Here is a 16,175-nt window from a genome sequence, read left to right on the forward strand (position 1 = left end):
CCTTTGTGGGCCCGGGATCAGCCGGGATCCTCGGTGGGATCGTGTGCGTAGATCCCCTGCCGGTAGCCCGAGACGAGCTCCTCGAGCGCCGCTGTGAGCTCCGCGGCCACCTTCGCGACCGCCGCGGGATCGGGTTCCCCTGGCGGCTCGAACGCGACGCGGATCGTGTGCGCGAGGGCGCCGGCCCGCTCCTCGATCGGGATGCCCTCGAACTTGGCGGACACCACGTCGGTGAGGTAGAAGCCGATCGACGTGGCGTTGAGCGCGTAGTCCAGGTTCGGGACGTCGGTGCGGACCAGCCCGTGCCGGCGCATGGCGTCCTCGAAGTGGCCGCTCAGCTCTTGCTGCTGCTTGCGCAGCGCCAGGTCGCCGAGCGAGCCGAACAGCTCCGCGTTGCCGCGCATCATCGCCATCACCAGCGGCCGCCGGTGGGTGGCGAGGAACGACGACGAGATCATCCGGTGCGGCAGGATCATCGCCGGGTCGGCCTTGATCCCGTCCAGGATGACCTCGGTCAGGTCGGCGGACTCCCGCATCATCAGCGCCTGGAACAGCAGTTCCTTGGTGCGCCAGTGCAGGTAGACGGTGCCCTTGCCGATGCCGGCCGCGCGCGCGATGTCGTCGACGGCCACCTTGCGGTAGCCCATGCGCAGCAGCAGTTCGCCCGCCGCGTCCAGGATGCGGTCGCCGCGCTCGCGGTTGGGATGGCTCATGCCGCTCTTCCGTCGAGGATTTGACTTGTTGACCGGATTCGCACTTTCGGTCAACCGGTCATCACGACGGTAGCGCGCCCCCGAACCCCGGGGCAAGGGTTCTGTCGGTGGCGTCGGTTAACGTCATCCGGGTGGCACAAGACGAGCTCTTCACCGTGAACGCCGACGTGGCGCCCCCACCTGAACGCACCACGTCGAACGCGGACGAGCGGCAGGCGGACCCGGCGAGCTCCCCGCTGGCCGTGCGGATGCGGCCGCGCTCGCTCGACGAGGTCGTCGGCCAGCAGCACCTGCTGCGCGAAGGCGCCCCGCTGCGCCGGCTGGTCGAGGGCGCCGCTCCGGCGTCCGTGCTGCTCTACGGCCCGCCCGGCACCGGGAAGACGACCCTGGCCAACCTGGTCTCGATCGCCACCGGACGCCGGTTCGTCGCGATGTCGGCGCTCTCGGCGGGCGTCAAGGAGGTGCGCGGGGTAATCGAGGAGGCCCGGCGCCGCCGGCAGTACAACACCGAGAACACCGTCCTGTTCATCGACGAGGTGCACCGCTTCTCCAAGACCCAGCAGGACGCCCTGCTCGGCGCGGTCGAGGACCGCACGGTGCTGCTGGTCGCGGCGACCACCGAGAACCCGTCGTTCTCCGTCGTCTCACCGCTGCTGTCGCGCTCGCTCGTGCTGCAGCTGCGCCCGCTGACCGACGAGGACATCACGCGGCTGATCGAGCGCGCGCTGACCGACGACCGCGGCCTCGGCGGCGAGCTCACGCTGACCGAGGACGCCCGCGCCCACCTCGTCCGGCTCGCCGGCGGTGACGCCCGCCGCGCGCTGACCGCGCTCGAAGCGGCGGCGGACGCGGCGTCGGCCACCGAGGCGAAGACCATCGACCTGCCGATCGTCGAGTCCACTGTGGACAAGGCGGCGGTGCGCTACGACCGCGACGGCGACCAGCACTACGACATCATCAGCGCGTTCATCAAGTCGATCCGCGGGTCCGACGTCGACGCCGCGCTGCACTACCTGGCCCGGATGATCGAGGCGGGGGAGGACCCGCGCTTCCTGGCCCGGCGCCTGGTCGTGCACGCCAGCGAGGACATCGGCATGGCCGACCCGACGGCGCTGCAGGCGGCGGTCGCGGCCTCGCACGCCGTCCAGTTCATCGGCATGCCCGAGGGCAGGCTGGCGCTCGCGCAGGCGACGATCCACCTGGCCACGGCCCCGAAGTCGAACGCCGTCGTCACCGGCATCGACGCCGCGCTGGCCGACGTCCGGGCCGGGCTGGCCGGCAGTGTCCCGCCGCACCTGCGCGACGGCCACTACGCGGGCGCCAAGAAGCTGGGCAACGCCCAGGGCTACCGCTACCCGCACGGCGTCCCGGAAGGCGTGCTGGCGCAGCAGTACCCGCCGGACGAGCTGGTCGGCAGGGACTACTACGAGCCGACCCAGCGCGGTGCGGAACGCCCGCTCGCCGAGCGCGTCCCGAAGCTGCGCCGGACCATCCGCGGCGAGCGGTAAAGGCGGCTTGGGAATCCCTTGGGAGAGCCCGGGGGAACTGGACGGCTGGTGTTCGCCCGGCCGACGCGATCCGGGCACGTGCGTCGGCGAGCATCCGCGCATGGAAATCCCGAGAGTCGGCGTTCCCGACGCACTGGCTGCCCGCCTCACCATGGCCGAGCAGCACGAGTACCTCTCCCGTCGTTCCCTGCTGAAGGGCGCCGCCGCCACCGGTGCCCTGCTCGCCGCCGGCCCGATGCTGCTGCCCGGCACCGCCTACGCCGACGGCGCGAAGGTCGCCCCGGCCGGGCGTCACCTCGCCTTCGGGCGCAACCCGCGCACGGACGTCCGCGTCGCCTGGCAGGTGCCGACGCGCGTGAAGAACCCCTTCCTGCGCGTCGCCGAGTTCGAGCCACGCTTTCCCGGCGAGAACCCATCGGCACAGCACCATGACCGCCACGGATACCAGTGGGGGCACCGGATCCCGGCCGAGACGCGGGCGCTGCACTCCGAGGTCGCCGGGGTCATCCCGCCGTACGACCAGTACTACCTGCACGCCGAGGCGAGCCGTCTGACGCCCGGCCGCACCTACACCTACGCGGTCGGCCACGACGGCTTCGACCCGGCGAACGGCGACGGCGGCCCCGCCGCGCTCTCGACGTTCACGACCGCGCCCGCACGCGGCTTCCCGGCGGGGAAGTTCACCTTCACCGCGTTCGGCGACCAGGGTGTCTCCACGACCGCGCTGGCCCAGGACGGCGCGGTCGCCAAGCAGCACCCGCGCTTCCACCTCCTCGCCGGTGACATCGCCTACGCCGACCCGAGCGGCGCGGGCCTGCCGCCCGGCCCGGTCGCCGACGGCACCCACGACCTGTACGACCCGAAGGTCTGGGACGCCTACTACAACCAGATCGAGGGCGTCGCCGCGTCCGTGCCGTGGATGGTCACGACCGGCAACCACGACATGGAAGCGCTGTACTCGCCCGACGGCTACGGCGGCCAGACCAAGCGCTGGGACTTCCCCGGCAGTGGCCCGGCCGACTGCCCGAGCGTGTACTCGTTCATCTACGGCAACGTCGGCGTGATCTCCTTGGACGCCAACGACGTCTCGTACGAGATCCCGGCCAACCGCGGCTACTCGCACGGCTCCCAGACGGCGTGGCTCAAGCGCCGCCTGCGGTACCTGCGCCTGCAGCCGGACGTCGACTTCGTCGTGGTGTTCTTCCACCACTGCGCCTACTCGACGACCAACCAGCACGCGTCCGAAGGCGGCGTGCGGGAGGAGTGGGTGCCGCTGTTCGACCAGTTCCACGTCGACCTGGTCGTCAACGGGCACAACCACATCTACGAGCGCACCGACGCGCTGCGCGGCGGCCGCGTCACGAAGAAGGTCGCCATCGGCGACACCGTCGACCCGGACCGCGACGGCACGGTCTACGCCACCTGCGGCGGCGGGGGCCGCAGCGTCTACAGCTTCCCGGTGCCGGACACCTTCGACGGCGAGTTCACCAGCTACCACTGGGTGAAGGGCGGCGGGCAGGAGACGGAGACCGTCGGCTGGTCGCGGGTGCGCTACACCGGTTACTCGTTCCTCGCGATCGACGTCGAGCCGGCGTGGTTCGGCCGGAAGACCACGCTGACCGTGCGGACACTGCGCAACGACGGCGTCGAAATCGACAGATTCTCCTTGCGCCGCACCGCGGGCCTGCACACCGCGACGGGCGACTTCGGCGGTTCCGGTGGCTCGGCACAGGTCGGTGCGGACCCGGGCGACGCCTGAGGATCGCGGGCCCGCTCCCGCACGGCCCGTGCGGGAACGGGCACCGAACGTGGGCCGGAGGCAGCAAGATCATCGGGTTTCGTAAGCTTCGCGGCTTGGGGCGGCCTGAACACAGGGGGGCGGCCCAGCGAAGGCAGGAGGCATCCCCGTGCCCGCGACGCTGCAGTGCATCGTCCTGGACTGTCCGGAACCCGTCGTGCTCGCGTACTTCTACCAAGCGATCATGGGCGGCGAGGTGGATCTCCCGGACCCCCGCTGGCGGGTGGACGAGGACTGGTCGACCCTGCACGTGAACGGCATGGTCCTGGGGTTCCAGCGCGCTCCCGGCCACCAGCCGCCGCGCTGGCCGGATCCGGCCCACCCGCAGCAGTTCCACCTCGACTTCGAGGTCGACAACCTCGCCCAGACGCACCACCAGGTTCTCGCGTACGGCGGCCGGCTGCTCGACCCCGACCTCGGCGGCCGGGGCTGGCGCGTCTACGCCGACCCGGCGGGCCACCCGTTCTGCCTCCTCGGCGACTACTGACCGCGGGTACTTCCGCCGCGAAGTGCTTGCCGTAGAAGCCTTCGGTGGCGCGGAACTCCCTCGCTCATCCGTCCGTGGACTGCGCGGCGGCGGAGTCTTCGGCACGATGGGGCGCATGAGCATCGCGTTCCTCGGTACCGGGATCATGGGCGCCGCCATGGCGGCCAACATCGCGAAGGCGGGCCTCGACGTCCGCGTCTGGAACCGGACGCGGGCGAAGGCCGAGCCCCTCGCCGACGTCGCGACGGTGGCCGATTCGGCCGCCGCGGCGGCCGACGGCGCCGACATCCTGGTGACGATGCTGGCCGACGGTCCCGCCGTCGCGTCGGCGTTCGAAGCCGCTTCGCCCGCTTCGGGCACGTTGTGGCTGCAGATGAGCACGGTCGGCCTCGACTGGACCGACCGGCTCGCCGCGCTGGCGGAGAAGGCGGGCGTGGTGTTCGTCGACGCGCCGGTCCTCGGCACCCGGCAGCCGGCCGAGCAGGCGCAGCTGCAGGTACTGGCGTCCGGCCCGGAGGAGGCTCGCCCGGCCGCGACGCCGGTGTTCGACGCCGTCGCGATCCGCACGCGCTGGCTCGGCCCGGCCGGCCAGGGCAGCCGGCTGAAGCTGGTGCTGAACGCGTGGGTGCTGACGCTCACCAACGGCACGGCCGAGAGCCTCGGCCTCGCCGGCGCGCTGGGCCTGGACCCGGCGTTGTTCCTGGAGACGATCAAGGGCGGCGGCCTGGACGTCGGCTACGCGCACGTGAAGGGCGCGGCGATGCTGTCGGGCGACTACGAGCCGTCGTTCCCGGCGAGCCTGGCGGCGAAGGACGCCGGCCTGGTCGTCGAGGCCGCGGGCGACACCGTCGACGTGGCGGGCGCCCGGGCGGTCTTGTCGCACCTGGAGACGGCGGTCGAAGCCGGCCACGGCGACGAGGACATGGCGGCCCTCTACCGGGCGGTGCTCAAGGAGCGTGGCTGAGCGGTCCACGCCCGCGGCCCCCGGTGCGGACCGTGACAGTGCGGCGGGGTGACACGGTCGGGGACCCGGCCAGGCGGTAACCTCACCAGCACCCAAGACTCCAAGTCCCAGTGAACCGAGGAGGGCCCGTGTCGGCAGGGCAGATCGCCGCGTTGATCGCCGCAGGAGCATTCGTGGTGCTGGTCGTCCTGCTGGCGATCCCGCTGATCAAGCTCGGCAAGACGCTGGACGCGGCCACCGAGGCGATCGAGCGCACCAACAGCAACACCGATCCGCTGCTGGTCGGCGCGAACCAGACGATCACCCACGTCAACGCCCAGCTCGAGCGGGTGGACGGGATCACGTCGAACGCGCAGGCCGTCACCGGGAACGTCTCCGCGTTGACGTCGGTGTTCACCGCGACGCTGGGCGGGCCGCTGGTCAAGACCGCCGCGCTGTCCTACGGGCTCAGCAAGGCGATCCGGGCGCGCAAGAAGAAGAACGCCGCCAAGGCCGCGAAGAAGGCCGCGAAGTGAAGCGGCTGTTCTGGCTCGGCGTCGGCGTGGTCGCCGGGGTCGCGCTGTCCCGCAAGGCCGCCGAAACCGCTCGTCAGGCCACTCCCACCGGGATAGCATCGAACCTGGGTGACGCCGTGCGCGAGCTGGCGGGCGCCGTGGGTTCGTTCGGCGCCGAGGTGCGCGCGGGCATGAGCGAGCGGGAGCAGGAGTTGCACGAGATGGTCGAGCAGCGGTCGGGTGTGGTGACGCCGCAGGCCTCGGGCCGGCACGCCGCCGAAGCCCGGCGGCCCGCCCGGCGAGCTCGCCGGGCGGAGGGCTGACCGGTCGCCTTCGCGACCCGGAAGCCGCTCCGCCGCCGTCGTCATCCCTGCACTCCGGCACCAGCACCAGCACAAGGACCTGACCCGTGGACACACACGAAATCACCGACCGTTTCCTGCGCCATTACGAGAGCAAGGGCCACACGCGCGTGCCCAGCGCGCCGCTGATCCTCGACGACCCGAACCTGCTCTTCGTCAACGCCGGCATGGTCCAGTTCAAGCCGTACTTCCTCGGTGAGGCGCCGCCGCCGTACCCGCGCGCGACCTCCGTGCAGAAGTGCGTGCGCACCCCGGACATCGACGAGGTCGGCAAGACCACCCGGCACAACACGTTCTTCCAGATGGCCGGCAACTTCTCCTTCGGCGACTACTTCAAGGAAGGCGCCATCGAGTACGCCTGGGAGCTGATCACCAAGCTCCAGAGCGACGGCGGTTACGGCCTCGACCCGAACCGCCTGTGGGCGACGGTCTACGAGGACGACGCCGAGGCGGCCGGCCTGTGGCGCAAGCTCACCGGCCTGCCCGGCGAGCGCATCCAGGTGCGCGACGGCAAGGACAACTACTGGGACATGGGCGTGCCCGGTCCCGGCGGCCCGTGCTCGGAGATCTACTACGACCGCGGCCCGGCGTACGGCCGCGAGGGCGGCCCGGTCGCGGACGAGGACCGCTACATCGAGATCTGGAACCTCGTCTTCATGCAGGACATCCGCGGCGAGCTGAGCCCCAAGCTCGGGCACAAGCCGATCGGTGAGCTGCCGAAGAAGAACATCGACACCGGCATGGGCGTCGAGCGCGTCGCGACGATCCTGCAGGGCGTCGAGAACGTCTACGAGACGGACCTGGTGCGTCCGGTGATCGGCCGCGCCGAGGAGTTCTCCGGCCGCCGCTACGGCGGCAACCACGCCGACGACGTCCGCTTCCGCGTGATCGCCGACCACGCCCGCACCGGCGTCCTGCTGATCGGCGACGGCGTCACCCCGGGCAACGACGGCCGCGGGTACGTGCTGCGCCGGCTGCTGCGCCGCATCGTCCGCTCCTCGCGCCTGCTCGGCGTGCACGAGCCGGTGCTGCAGTCGTTCGCCGCGGTCGTGCGCGACACGATGGGCCCGACCTACCCCGAGCTCGTCAGCGGCTTCGACCGGATCAACGAGGTCGTCCGGATCGAGGAGGAGGCGTTCCTCGCCACGCTGACCAGCGGGTCGCGCATCTTCGACATGGCGGCCGAGGAGACCAAGCGCGGCGGCGGTGACGTCCTGGCCGGCGACAAGGCGTTCCAGCTGCACGACACCTACGGCTTCCCGATCGACCTGACCTTGGAAATGGCGTCCGAGCAGGGCCTGAGCGTCGACGAAGACGGCTTCCGCACGCTCATGAACGAGCAGCGCACCCGCGCGAAGGCGGACGCGGCGGCCCGCAAGACCGGCCACGGCGACCTCTCGGAGTACCGGAAGGTCCTGGAGCAGCACGGCGAGACCGAGTTCCTCGGCTACTCCGACCTGCAGGCCGAGGCGAAGGTCGTCGCGCTGCTCGAAGACGGGCAGCCGGTCCGCAGCGTCTCGGCGGGCAAGAAGGCCGAGCTGGTCCTCGACCGCACCCCGTTCTACGCCGAGAGCGGCGGCCAGGTCGCCGACACCGGTGTGCTGCTCGGCGACGGCGTCGAGCTGAAGGTCCTGGACGTCCAGAAGATCGTCCCGGGGCTGTTCGTGCACCGCGTCGAGGTGCTCGACGGCGAGGTCGGCCTGGACTCCAAGGTCACCGGCTCGGTCGACGCGCACCGCCGGCTGTCCATCGAGCGCTCGCACTCCGCGACCCACCTGGTGCACGCGGCGGTCCGCGGCGCCTACGGCAAGCGCGCGGCGCAGGCGGGTTCGCTGAACTCGCCGGGCCGGATGCGGTTCGACTTCACCACGCCCGGCTCGGTCTCGGCGGACGTGCTGACCGAGGTCGAGCAGGAGGTCAACGACTACCTGCAGACCGACGTGGAGGTCAACAGCTTCACCACGACCAAGGACAAGGCCCTCGAGCTGGGCGCGGTCGCGCTGTTCGGCGAGAAGTACGGCAACGACGTCCGCGTGGTCGACATGGGCGAGTACTCCCGCGAGCTCTGCGGTGGCACGCACGTGGACCGGATCGGCCAGCTCGGCCTGGTCAAGCTGGTCTCCGACGCGTCGATCGGCTCCGGCGTGCACCGCGTCGAGGCGCTCGTCGGCGGTGACGCGCTGAAGTACGTCCGCAAGGAGCAGCTGCTGGTCTCGCAGCTGGCGAACACGTTCAAGGTGCCCTCGGACGAGCTGCCGGGCCGCATCGAGGACGTCCTGACCCGGCTGAAGAACGCCGAGAAGGAGATCGCCCAGCTGAAGACCCAGCAGGTGCTGGGCTCGGCGGGCGCGCTGCTCGACAAGGCGCAGGACGTCGGCGGCGTCACGGTCGTCGCCGAGGTCGTCCCGGACGTCGACGGCAACGGCCTGCGCGCCCTTGCCTCGGACCTGCGCGGCCGCCTCGGCTCGCGGCCCGGCGTGGTGGCGCTGTTCTCGCCGGCGGGCGACAAGCTCAGCTTCGTCGTCGCGACGACGAAGGCGGCGCAGGACAAGGGCGTCGCCGCGGGCAAGCTCGTCCCGTCGTTCGCCGGCGCGATCGGCGGCCGCGGTGGCGGCAAGCCCGACATGGCCCAGGGCGGTGGCACGAACCCGGCCGGCGCGGCCGACGCGGTCACGGCCCTGCGCGCGGCGATCGCCGGCATTGGTTAACCGCGGAAACCGCGGCCCGGATCGCCCCGGCCCCGGCGATCCGGGCCGCGGCCGGCGGCTCGGGGTGGATGTCGGATCCGTCCGGGTCGGGGTCGCTCTGAGCGATCCGGCGCCCGTGCTCGCGTCGCCATTGGTTACCCTCTCCCGCGATGCGACCGACGACAGTGATCTGGACCAGCTGGCCGCCCTCGTCACCGAGCACGAGGTGGTCGAGGTGATCGTGGGCTTGCCGCGCACGCTCGCCAACCGGCAGGGTCCGGCGGCCGAGCTGGCGATCGCGTATTCTGAACGTCTGGCCGGGCGCGTCGCGCCCGTGCCGGTCCGGCTGGGCGACGAGCGGCTGACCACGGTCACCGCATCCCGCATCCTCTCCCAGCGCGGGGTCAAAGGCCGCAAGCAGCGAGCGGTGGTCGACCAGGCCGCCGCCGTCGAGATCCTGCAGGCCTGGATCGACGCCGCTGCTGCGCACCGCGCCCGGGAGGGAGACCGATGAACGACGAGGAGCCTGAGCGCCCGCGAGGCCGCCGGAGGCTGCGGGAGCCGGAAGACGCGGCCCCGCCGCCGGCCCGCCCCGCGCCCCGCCGAGCCGACCCGCGTGACCCGCGGGCCGCCGAACAGCGCCGTGCGCAGCCGCAGAGCGGCTACCACGAGCTGCCCCAGCCGTCCCGCCGTCCGCAGCAGCCGAGCGACCGGCACGAGGTGCCGCCGCGGCGCGCACAGCAGCCGCAGCAGCCGAGCGGCTACCACGATCTGCCGCAACCGTCCCGGCAGGGCCGGCCCGCCGAACCCCCGGCCGCCGACCCGCGCCGCGACGCGCCGCCGACAGGGCGCCGTCGCCGGCTCGAACCGCCGGACGCGCTGCCCCCGGTCGACGACGAGCTCGACCCGCAGGCCCGCCGGGCCGCCCCGGCGCGCGCCGCCCACGCCCGGCACGGTCTCGACGAGGGCTCGGAGGTCCAGGCCCCCCGACGGCGCCGCGCTCCCGAGCCGGAAGAGGCCCCCGAGCCGCCACGACGGCGTCGTCCGGCCCCCGAACCCGAAGAAGTGGCCGAGGCGCCTCGCCGGCGTCGCCCGGAGCCCGAAGAGCCGGCCGAGGCCCCGAGACGGCGTCGCGCCGCCCCGGAACCGGTCGAAAGCGAGGCTCCGCAGCGCCGTCGTGCGGCCGCCGAGCCGCCCGCCGCCGCCCAGCCGCCCGCGCGACGGTCCGTCCAGCCGGGTGACCGCCCTGCCGGCGTGCCCGCGCCCGGCGCCGAGCCGCCGCGCCGGCGCCGCCCGCCGCCCCCGCCGGTGCGCGAGGAGCCGGTCACCGACATCATCCCCGCGCAGACCGCACCGCCCCCGGCGCCGGAGCCCGTCCGCGCGCCGCACGAGGAGCAGCCGGCCGGGGACGCCCTCTTCGCCGAGGACGAGTACGACGAGTACGCGGAGTACGACGACGACTACGACGGTGAGTACGCCGAAGACGGCTACGACGAGCCGGAGTACGAAGAGGACTACGACGACTACGAGGAAGAGCCGAAGAAGCCCCGGAAGAAGAAGGGCAAGCGCGCGCTCGGCTGGATCGCCGCGGTCGCGGTGATCGTCCTGCTCGCCGGCGGCGCCTACTACGGCTTCAACCGGTTCTTCGGCTACGAGGACTACGACGGCGCCGGCGACGGCGACGTCCTGTTCCAGGTCGACGACGGCGACTCGACGTCGGCGATCGGCGCCAAGCTGACGACGGCGGGCGTCGTCGCCAGCAGCAAGGCCTTCGTGAAGGCCGGCGCGGACAACCCGAAGCTGTCGAAGATCCAGCACGGCTTCTACGTCATGAAGTCGCACATGTCCGGGGCCAGCGCGGTCGACCGGATCGTCGCGCCGACCTCGCGGGTCGGGCAGCTGGAGGTCCGGCCGTACACGCAGTTCGACGACATCACCCAGCCCGACGGCAAGATCACGCCCGGTGTGTACAGCCTGATGGCGAAGGCGTCGTGCGCGCAGATCGACGGCAAGAGCACCTGCGTGACCACCGACGACCTGCGCAAGGCCGTCGACGGGGCGGACCTCAAGACGCTGGGCGTGCCCGACTGGGCGGTCGCCGACGCGAACAAGGCCGACCGCAAGGACCGCAGGCTGGAGGGCCTGATCGCGCCGGGCCTCTACGACGTCAAGCCCGGGGCGACCGCGCTCGAGATCATCGGCCAGCTGGTCCGCAGCTCGACCGAGGCGATCCAGAACGCCGGGCTGAGCCCGCAGTCGACCGGTCCGGGCATGACGCCGTACCAGACGCTGATCATCGCCTCGATCATCGAGCGGGAAGCGGTGAAGGCCGACTTCGGCAAGCTCTCCCGGGTGATCTACAACCGGCTGGCGATCAACATGCGGCTGCAGATGGACTCCACGGTCAACTACGTGCTGGACAAGCCGACCCTGCTGACCGACGAGACCGAGCGGATCAAGGCCGGGCCGTACAACACGTACAAGAACACCGGGCTGACCCCGACGCCGATCTCGGTGCCCAGCCCCGAGGCCATCCAGGCCGCGGTGCACCCGGTCGCGGGCGACTGGGTCTACTTCGTCAAGTGCGAGAAGAACGGCCTGTCCTGCTTCGCGGTCACCAACGACGAGCACAACAAGAACCGGGACCTGGCCAGGGATCGCGGTGTCATCTGAGCCGCGCAAGGCGGCCGTGCTGGGCAAGCCGGTGGCGCACTCGCTGTCCCCGGTCCTGCACGGCGCCGCGTTCGCCGCGCTCGGCCTGACCGGCTGGACCTACGAGCGCATCGAGACGGCCGCCGACGAGCTCCCGGCGCTGGTCGAGGGCCTCGGCCCGGAGTGGGCCGGGCTCTCGGTCACGATGCCGGGCAAGCGCGCGGCGCTGGACCACGCGGACGAGGTGACGGCGCGGGCGGCCGCGGTCGGCGCGGCCAACACGCTGGTCCGCACGGCGAAGGGCTGGCTCGCGGACTGCACCGACGTCGAGGGCGTCACCGGCGCCCTGCGCGCGGCGGGCGGGTACAGCCCGTCGCCGTCGGACACGGCGATCGTGCTCGGCGCGGGCGGTACCGCGGCCGCCGCGGTCGTCGGGCTGGCGGCGCTGGGTGTGCGTCAGGTGCGGCTGGTCGTGCGGGAACCCGCGCGGGCCGGCGAAACCCTCGACGCGGCGAAGCGGGCGTCCCTCGACGTCGAGGTGCTGCGGTGGGCCGAAACGGACTTCGCGGCGCTGGCCGCCGAAGCCGCGGTGCTGGTGAACACCGTCCCGCCGGACGCCGTCTCGGCGCACGTCGCCGACCTCGCGGCCGTCGCGCACGTGCTCGACGTCATCTACCACCCGTGGCCGACGCCGCTCGCCGACGCCGTCGCCCGCCGCGGCGGCAAGCTCGCGACCGGGCTGGACATGCTGCTGCACCAGGCGTTCGGCCAGGCCGAGCACTTCACCGGCCGGCCGGCCCCGCGCGCGGCGATGCGCGACGCGCTGCGCGAAGCGACCGGGAACCTGCTGCCGCTGCCGATCGGGTAAACCGCTTGCCCCAGGTTGATATTCTGGCCGACTGCCTTGAACAAGGGGGTCTACCGGAATGACCAGTCAAGAAGCGCTGAACGACGACCAGTTGGAGAGCGCCTGGGTCGGCGGCGAGCCGCCCAAGCTCGACTCGACCGTGACGCTCGTCGACTACGACCCGGCGTGGCCGGCGGCCTTCGAGCGCGAAGCCGAGCGGATCCGCGGTGCCCTGGGGGAGCAGGTGCTCGCCCTGGAGCACGTCGGGTCGACGTCGGTGCCCGGCCTGTGCGCCAAGCCGTGCGTCGACATCTACCTCGAGGTGCCGGACTCCGACGACGAGAGCGTCTACGTCCCGGCGCTGGAAGGTGCGGGCTACCGGCTCGTCATCCGTGAGCCGGACTGGGAGAAGCACCGCTGCTTCAAGGGCCCGGACACGAACGTCAACCTGCACACGTACTCGCCGGGCAACGGCCAGGCGGCGCGCTACCGGCTCTTCCGCGACCGCCTGCGGTCGCACCCGGAGGAGCTGGAGCTCTACGCCGCGAAGAAGCGCGAGCTGGCCGCGCGGGAGTGGAAGTACGTCCAGAACTACGCCGACGCCAAGACCGAGGTGGTCGAGGAGATCCTCGCCCGCGCCCGCGCCGAGCAGTACGACGACTACAGCGAGGCCTACGCCGAGCACGCCGGGAAGTCCGTCACCAACGCCCTCTACGACCGGCCCGCGATCGTGGAGCTGGCGGGGGACGTCGAAGCCAAGCGCGTGCTGGACGTCGGCTGCGCGGCCGGGCACCTGAGCGCGCTGCTGGCCGAGCGAGGCGCCGACGTCGTGGGCGTCGACGCCAGCGCGGGCATGGTCGCCGTCGCGCGCGAGAAGTTCGGCGACGTCGCGCGGTTCGAGCACGCCGACGTCTCCCGGCCGCTCGACCTGGCGGACGGCTCGATCGACGTGATCACCGCGTCGCTCGTGCTGCACTACCTGAAGGACTGGGACGCCACCCTGGCCGAGTTCCGCCGGGTCCTGAAGCCCGGGGGCGCGCTGGTGTTCTCGGTGCACCACCCCGGCGAGGACTGGCACTGGTTCGACAAGGAGAACTACTTCGAGGTCGAGCTGCTCGAAGACGACTTCGGGCTCGGCGGGCGACCGCACCCCGTCCGGTTCTACCGGCGGCCGCTGAGCTGGATGTTCGGCGCGGTCCGCGACGCCGGGTTCGCCGTCGACCGGCTGGTCGAGCCGATGCCGGTGCCCGAGGCCGACGAAGCCGACCCGAAGTGGGCGAAGAACCTGCGGACCAAGCCGCGGTTCCTCTACTTCCGGGCGTTCAGTCCCGCTTGGCCAGGTCTTGGATCAGGTCGACGATCTCCCGGCTGACGGGGCGGAACACCCGCAGCCGGGAGAGCGCGGCCAGCCGGGCGAGCAGCGGGACACTGCGCTCGACCAGCATCTTGCTGCGCTTCTCGCCGGCCGAGCGGTCGTGCACCCAGAAGAGCACCACGCCCATCTGGAAGAGCCACAGCAGCTCGGGCAGCTGCGCCCGCAGCTCCGGGTCGAGCTTGACGTCGGAGCCGTCGACGACCTCGCGCATCAGCTCGATCGAGGCGGTGCGGGCGGCCGAGGACTCCTCGCTGAACGGGCTCAGCGGGGACTCCGGGTCGGCCGCGTTGACGAAGAACTGCGTCCCGAAGCGGTGGTAGGGCTCGGCCAGCTCGAGCCAGCACAGCAGGACCGTCTTCAAGCGGTCGGCGAAGCGGGTCTCGTGCACGAGCTGAGCGCGGGCAGCGTCCAGGTGCAGCCGCGCGATCTCGTCGTAGAACCCCTGGATCAGCTGTTCCTTCGAGGAGAAGTAGTAGTACGCGTTCCCGACCGAGACCCCGGCCTCGGCGGCGATCGCGCGCATCGTCGTGCGGTCGTACCCGTTCTCGGTGAACAACCGCATGGCGGTGGTGACGATCAGGGACCGCGTTTCCTCGCTCTTCGGCACGGTCTGCACGTTAGCGGCGGGCACGTCAGGGCGCGGGGAAGGGCGGGACCTGCGGGCCCGGCGCGCCGGGGTAGGGCACGGGCCGGCCGGCGAACACCGGCTGCTGCGGTGCGGGAGCGGCCTTCGGGGCGAGGTGGCGGCGGCGGATGCCGTTGAACACCAGGACGTTGAACAGGTGCATCACGCCGAGCACGAGCGCGACGACACCGACCTTCACCGAGACGACCTCGAACACCTGGCGGGCGGTGCCGACGTCGGCCCGGCTGGTCAGGAAGAGCGTCACGAAGCCGAGGCTGATCAGGTAGAAGCCGACGACCAGCAGCTGGTTGACGGCGTTGGCCAGGCCGGGGCTGTCCTCGAAGACCTGGGTGAGGAAGGTGCGGCCGTGCTTGCTGAGCGTCCGGGCGACGAGCACCGTCAACGGGATGCTGATCAGCAGGTAGAGCGCGTAGGCGACAACAACGGGTTCCATGGTCCCTCCAAGTTTTGAACGTGTTCAAGACAGACTGTAGGCCTTGTTTTGAACACGTTCAAGAGAGCGGGGTCACGTCGGCCGGAAGGGCGTCGCCGGGCTACGGTGAGATCATGCGGATCGCCATTCTCGACGACTACCAGAACGTCGCCCTCACCTTCGGGGACTGGGACTCACTGGGGGCCGACATCACGGTCTTCACCGAGCCGCTGGACGACGTCGTCGAACAGTTGCAGGGCTTCGAAGCCGTCGTCGCGATGCGCGAGCGGACCCGGTTCACCGCCGAGGTCCTCGACCGGCTGCCCGATCTCAAGCTGCTCGTCAGCACCGGCAAGCGCAACGCCGCCATCGACGTCTCGGCGGCGCGGCGCAACGGCGTCGTCGTGACGGCCACCGGCTACATCGGCGAGCCGACGGCCGAGCACACGTGGGCGTTGATCCTCGCGGCGTCGCGCAACCTGCCGCAGGAGTTCCGCTCCATGCGCGAGGGCGGCTGGCAGACGAGCGTCGGCACGATGCTGCACGGCAAGACGCTCGGTCTGCTCGGCCTGGGCCGGCTCGGTGCGGGCGCGGCGAAGATCGGGCAGGTCTTCGGGATGGAGACCATCGCCTGGAGCCAGAACCTGACGCCGGAGAAGGCCGAGCCGCACGGCGTCACCGCGGTGTCCAAAGAGGACCTGTTCGCCCGCTCGGACGTGCTGTCGATCCACCTCGTGCTCAGCGACCGCAGCCGCGGCCTGGTCGGGGCCGGCGAACTGGCGGCGATGAAGCCGGGCGCGTTGCTGGTGAACACCTCGCGCGGCCCGATCGTCGACGAAACGGCGTTGCTCGACGCGTTGGGGCGCAAGGCGATCCGCGCGGCGATCGACGTCTACGACACCGAGCCGTTCCCGGCGGACCATCCACTGAGGACGCTCGAGAACGCGACGCTGACGCCGCACATCGGCTTCGTCACGCGGGAGGTCTACGAGATCTTCTACGGCGACGCGGTCGAGGACATCGCGGCCTACCAGGCGGGGGCCCCGATCCGCGTCATGGAGTAGGGCGTGCGGCCCGCCGGGGCCCGAGGTCCCCGCACCGGCCCGGGCGGGCCCGCACCCCTAGATGACACCACCCGGCCCGCGCGCCGGGCAGGGCCGTTGGACCCTGCCCCGCGCGGCCATCCGGCTGAACGCGCGGCGCGGGTTGGTCGTGAGTGAGAAACAGTGT

The 16,175-nt window shown here is 71.8% G+C and carries 15 protein-coding genes; 12 read left to right on the plus strand and 3 right to left on the minus strand.

Translation table 11 applies throughout. The features are described 5' to 3' along the window. Positions 1-17: 17 nt before the first annotated feature. Positions 18-713: a TetR/AcrR family transcriptional regulator gene (locus OG439_RS02935; protein ID WP_326947778.1), complete on the minus strand. Its 696-nt coding sequence runs from the start codon at positions 711-713 to the stop codon at positions 18-20. 131 nt (positions 714-844) lie between these two features. Between OG439_RS02935 and OG439_RS02940 the strand changes: the two genes are divergently transcribed. The 11 genes from OG439_RS02940 (at position 845) to OG439_RS02990 (ending at position 13,884) form a co-directional block, all read left to right on the plus strand. Beyond that, positions 845-2,221, plus strand: a complete 1,377-nt coding sequence (locus tag OG439_RS02940; protein ID WP_247049100.1) for a replication-associated recombination protein A — start codon at positions 845-847, stop codon at positions 2,219-2,221. 100 nt (positions 2,222-2,321) lie between these two features. Then, positions 2,322-3,980, plus strand: a complete 1,659-nt coding sequence (locus OG439_RS02945; RefSeq protein WP_326947779.1) for a purple acid phosphatase family protein — start codon at positions 2,322-2,324, stop codon at positions 3,978-3,980. 148 nt (positions 3,981-4,128) lie between these two features. Further along, on the plus strand, positions 4,129-4,506 hold the full coding sequence (locus tag OG439_RS02950) for a VOC family protein (RefSeq protein WP_326947780.1): 378 nt from the start codon (positions 4,129-4,131) through the stop codon (positions 4,504-4,506). 115 nt (positions 4,507-4,621) lie between these two features. Continuing rightward, the gene (locus OG439_RS02955; protein WP_326947781.1) at positions 4,622-5,470 is read left to right on the plus strand and encodes an NAD(P)-dependent oxidoreductase; all 849 of its coding nucleotides are present in this window, start codon (positions 4,622-4,624) and stop codon (positions 5,468-5,470) included. A gap of 128 nt (positions 5,471-5,598) precedes the next feature. After that, a complete protein-coding gene (locus OG439_RS02960) occupies positions 5,599-5,985 on the plus strand; it encodes a DUF948 domain-containing protein (RefSeq protein WP_247049106.1) in 387 nt (128 codons plus the stop codon). Next, the gene (locus OG439_RS02965) at positions 5,982-6,287 is read left to right on the plus strand and encodes a hypothetical protein (protein WP_326947782.1); all 306 of its coding nucleotides are present in this window, start codon (positions 5,982-5,984) and stop codon (positions 6,285-6,287) included. The genes OG439_RS02960 and OG439_RS02965 overlap by 4 nt, the downstream gene beginning before the upstream one ends. Before the next feature lie 86 nt (positions 6,288-6,373). Further along, positions 6,374-9,034 carry an alanine--tRNA ligase gene (gene alaS, locus OG439_RS02970; protein WP_326947783.1) on the plus strand — a complete coding sequence of 887 codons (2,661 nt, stop codon included), beginning with the start codon at positions 6,374-6,376 and terminating at the stop codon, positions 9,032-9,034. Positions 9,035-9,098: 64 nt separating this feature from the next. Continuing rightward, on the plus strand, positions 9,099-9,527 hold the full coding sequence (ruvX, locus tag OG439_RS02975; protein WP_230862612.1) for a Holliday junction resolvase RuvX: 429 nt from the start codon (positions 9,099-9,101) through the stop codon (positions 9,525-9,527). Beyond that, positions 9,524-11,686 carry an endolytic transglycosylase MltG gene (gene mltG / locus OG439_RS02980; protein ID WP_326947784.1) on the plus strand — a complete coding sequence of 721 codons (2,163 nt, stop codon included), beginning with the start codon at positions 9,524-9,526 and terminating at the stop codon, positions 11,684-11,686. Before ruvX ends, mltG begins: the two co-directional genes overlap by 4 nt. A 16-nt stretch (positions 11,687-11,702) precedes the next feature. Further along, on the plus strand, positions 11,703-12,533 hold the full coding sequence (locus tag OG439_RS02985; protein WP_326951479.1) for a shikimate dehydrogenase: 831 nt from the start codon (positions 11,703-11,705) through the stop codon (positions 12,531-12,533). Positions 12,534-12,591: 58 nt separating this feature from the next. Further along, complete coding sequence (locus tag OG439_RS02990) at positions 12,592-13,884, plus strand: GrpB family protein (RefSeq protein WP_326947785.1); 1,293 nt, start codon at positions 12,592-12,594, stop codon at positions 13,882-13,884. Here OG439_RS02990 and OG439_RS02995 read toward each other — a convergent pair. Both OG439_RS02995 and OG439_RS03000 read right to left on the minus strand, forming a co-directional pair. Continuing rightward, a complete protein-coding gene (locus tag OG439_RS02995) occupies positions 13,835-14,494 on the minus strand; it encodes a TetR/AcrR family transcriptional regulator (protein WP_326947786.1) in 660 nt (219 codons plus the stop codon). The two genes, OG439_RS02990 and OG439_RS02995, sit on opposite strands and share 50 nt — an antisense overlap. Positions 14,495-14,519: 25 nt before the next feature. After that, positions 14,520-14,966, minus strand: coding sequence for a hypothetical protein (locus OG439_RS03000; protein ID WP_247049113.1), 447 nt, complete (start codon positions 14,964-14,966; stop codon positions 14,520-14,522). 113 nt (positions 14,967-15,079) lie between these two features. Here OG439_RS03000 and OG439_RS03005 point away from each other — a divergent pair, with 113 nt between their 5' ends. Further along, complete coding sequence (locus tag OG439_RS03005; protein ID WP_326947787.1) at positions 15,080-16,009, plus strand: D-2-hydroxyacid dehydrogenase family protein; 930 nt, start codon at positions 15,080-15,082, stop codon at positions 16,007-16,009. The last annotated feature ends 166 nt before the right edge of the window (positions 16,010-16,175 follow it).

Source organism: Amycolatopsis sp. NBC_01307 (assembly GCF_035975215.1).
Taxonomy (GTDB): domain Bacteria; phylum Actinomycetota; class Actinomycetes; order Mycobacteriales; family Pseudonocardiaceae; genus Amycolatopsis.

Excerpts from the sequence above, each read along its gene's own strand:
- OG439_RS02990 (WP_326947785.1), top strand. The coding sequence starts at position 12,592 with ATGACCAGTCAAGAAGCGCTGAACGACGACCAGTTGGAGAGCGCCTGG.
- OG439_RS02935 (WP_326947778.1), bottom strand. The coding sequence starts at position 713 with ATGAGCCATCCCAACCGCGAGCGCGGCGACCGCATCCTGGACGCGGCG.
- mltG (WP_326947784.1), top strand. The coding sequence starts at position 9,524 with ATGAACGACGAGGAGCCTGAGCGCCCGCGAGGCCGCCGGAGGCTGCGG.
- OG439_RS03005 (WP_326947787.1), top strand. The coding sequence starts at position 15,080 with ATGCGGATCGCCATTCTCGACGACTACCAGAACGTCGCCCTCACCTTC.
- OG439_RS02955 (WP_326947781.1), top strand. The coding sequence starts at position 4,622 with ATGAGCATCGCGTTCCTCGGTACCGGGATCATGGGCGCCGCCATGGCG.
- OG439_RS02945 (WP_326947779.1), top strand. The coding sequence starts at position 2,322 with ATGGAAATCCCGAGAGTCGGCGTTCCCGACGCACTGGCTGCCCGCCTC.
- OG439_RS03000 (WP_247049113.1), bottom strand. The coding sequence starts at position 14,966 with ATGGAACCCGTTGTTGTCGCCTACGCGCTCTACCTGCTGATCAGCATC.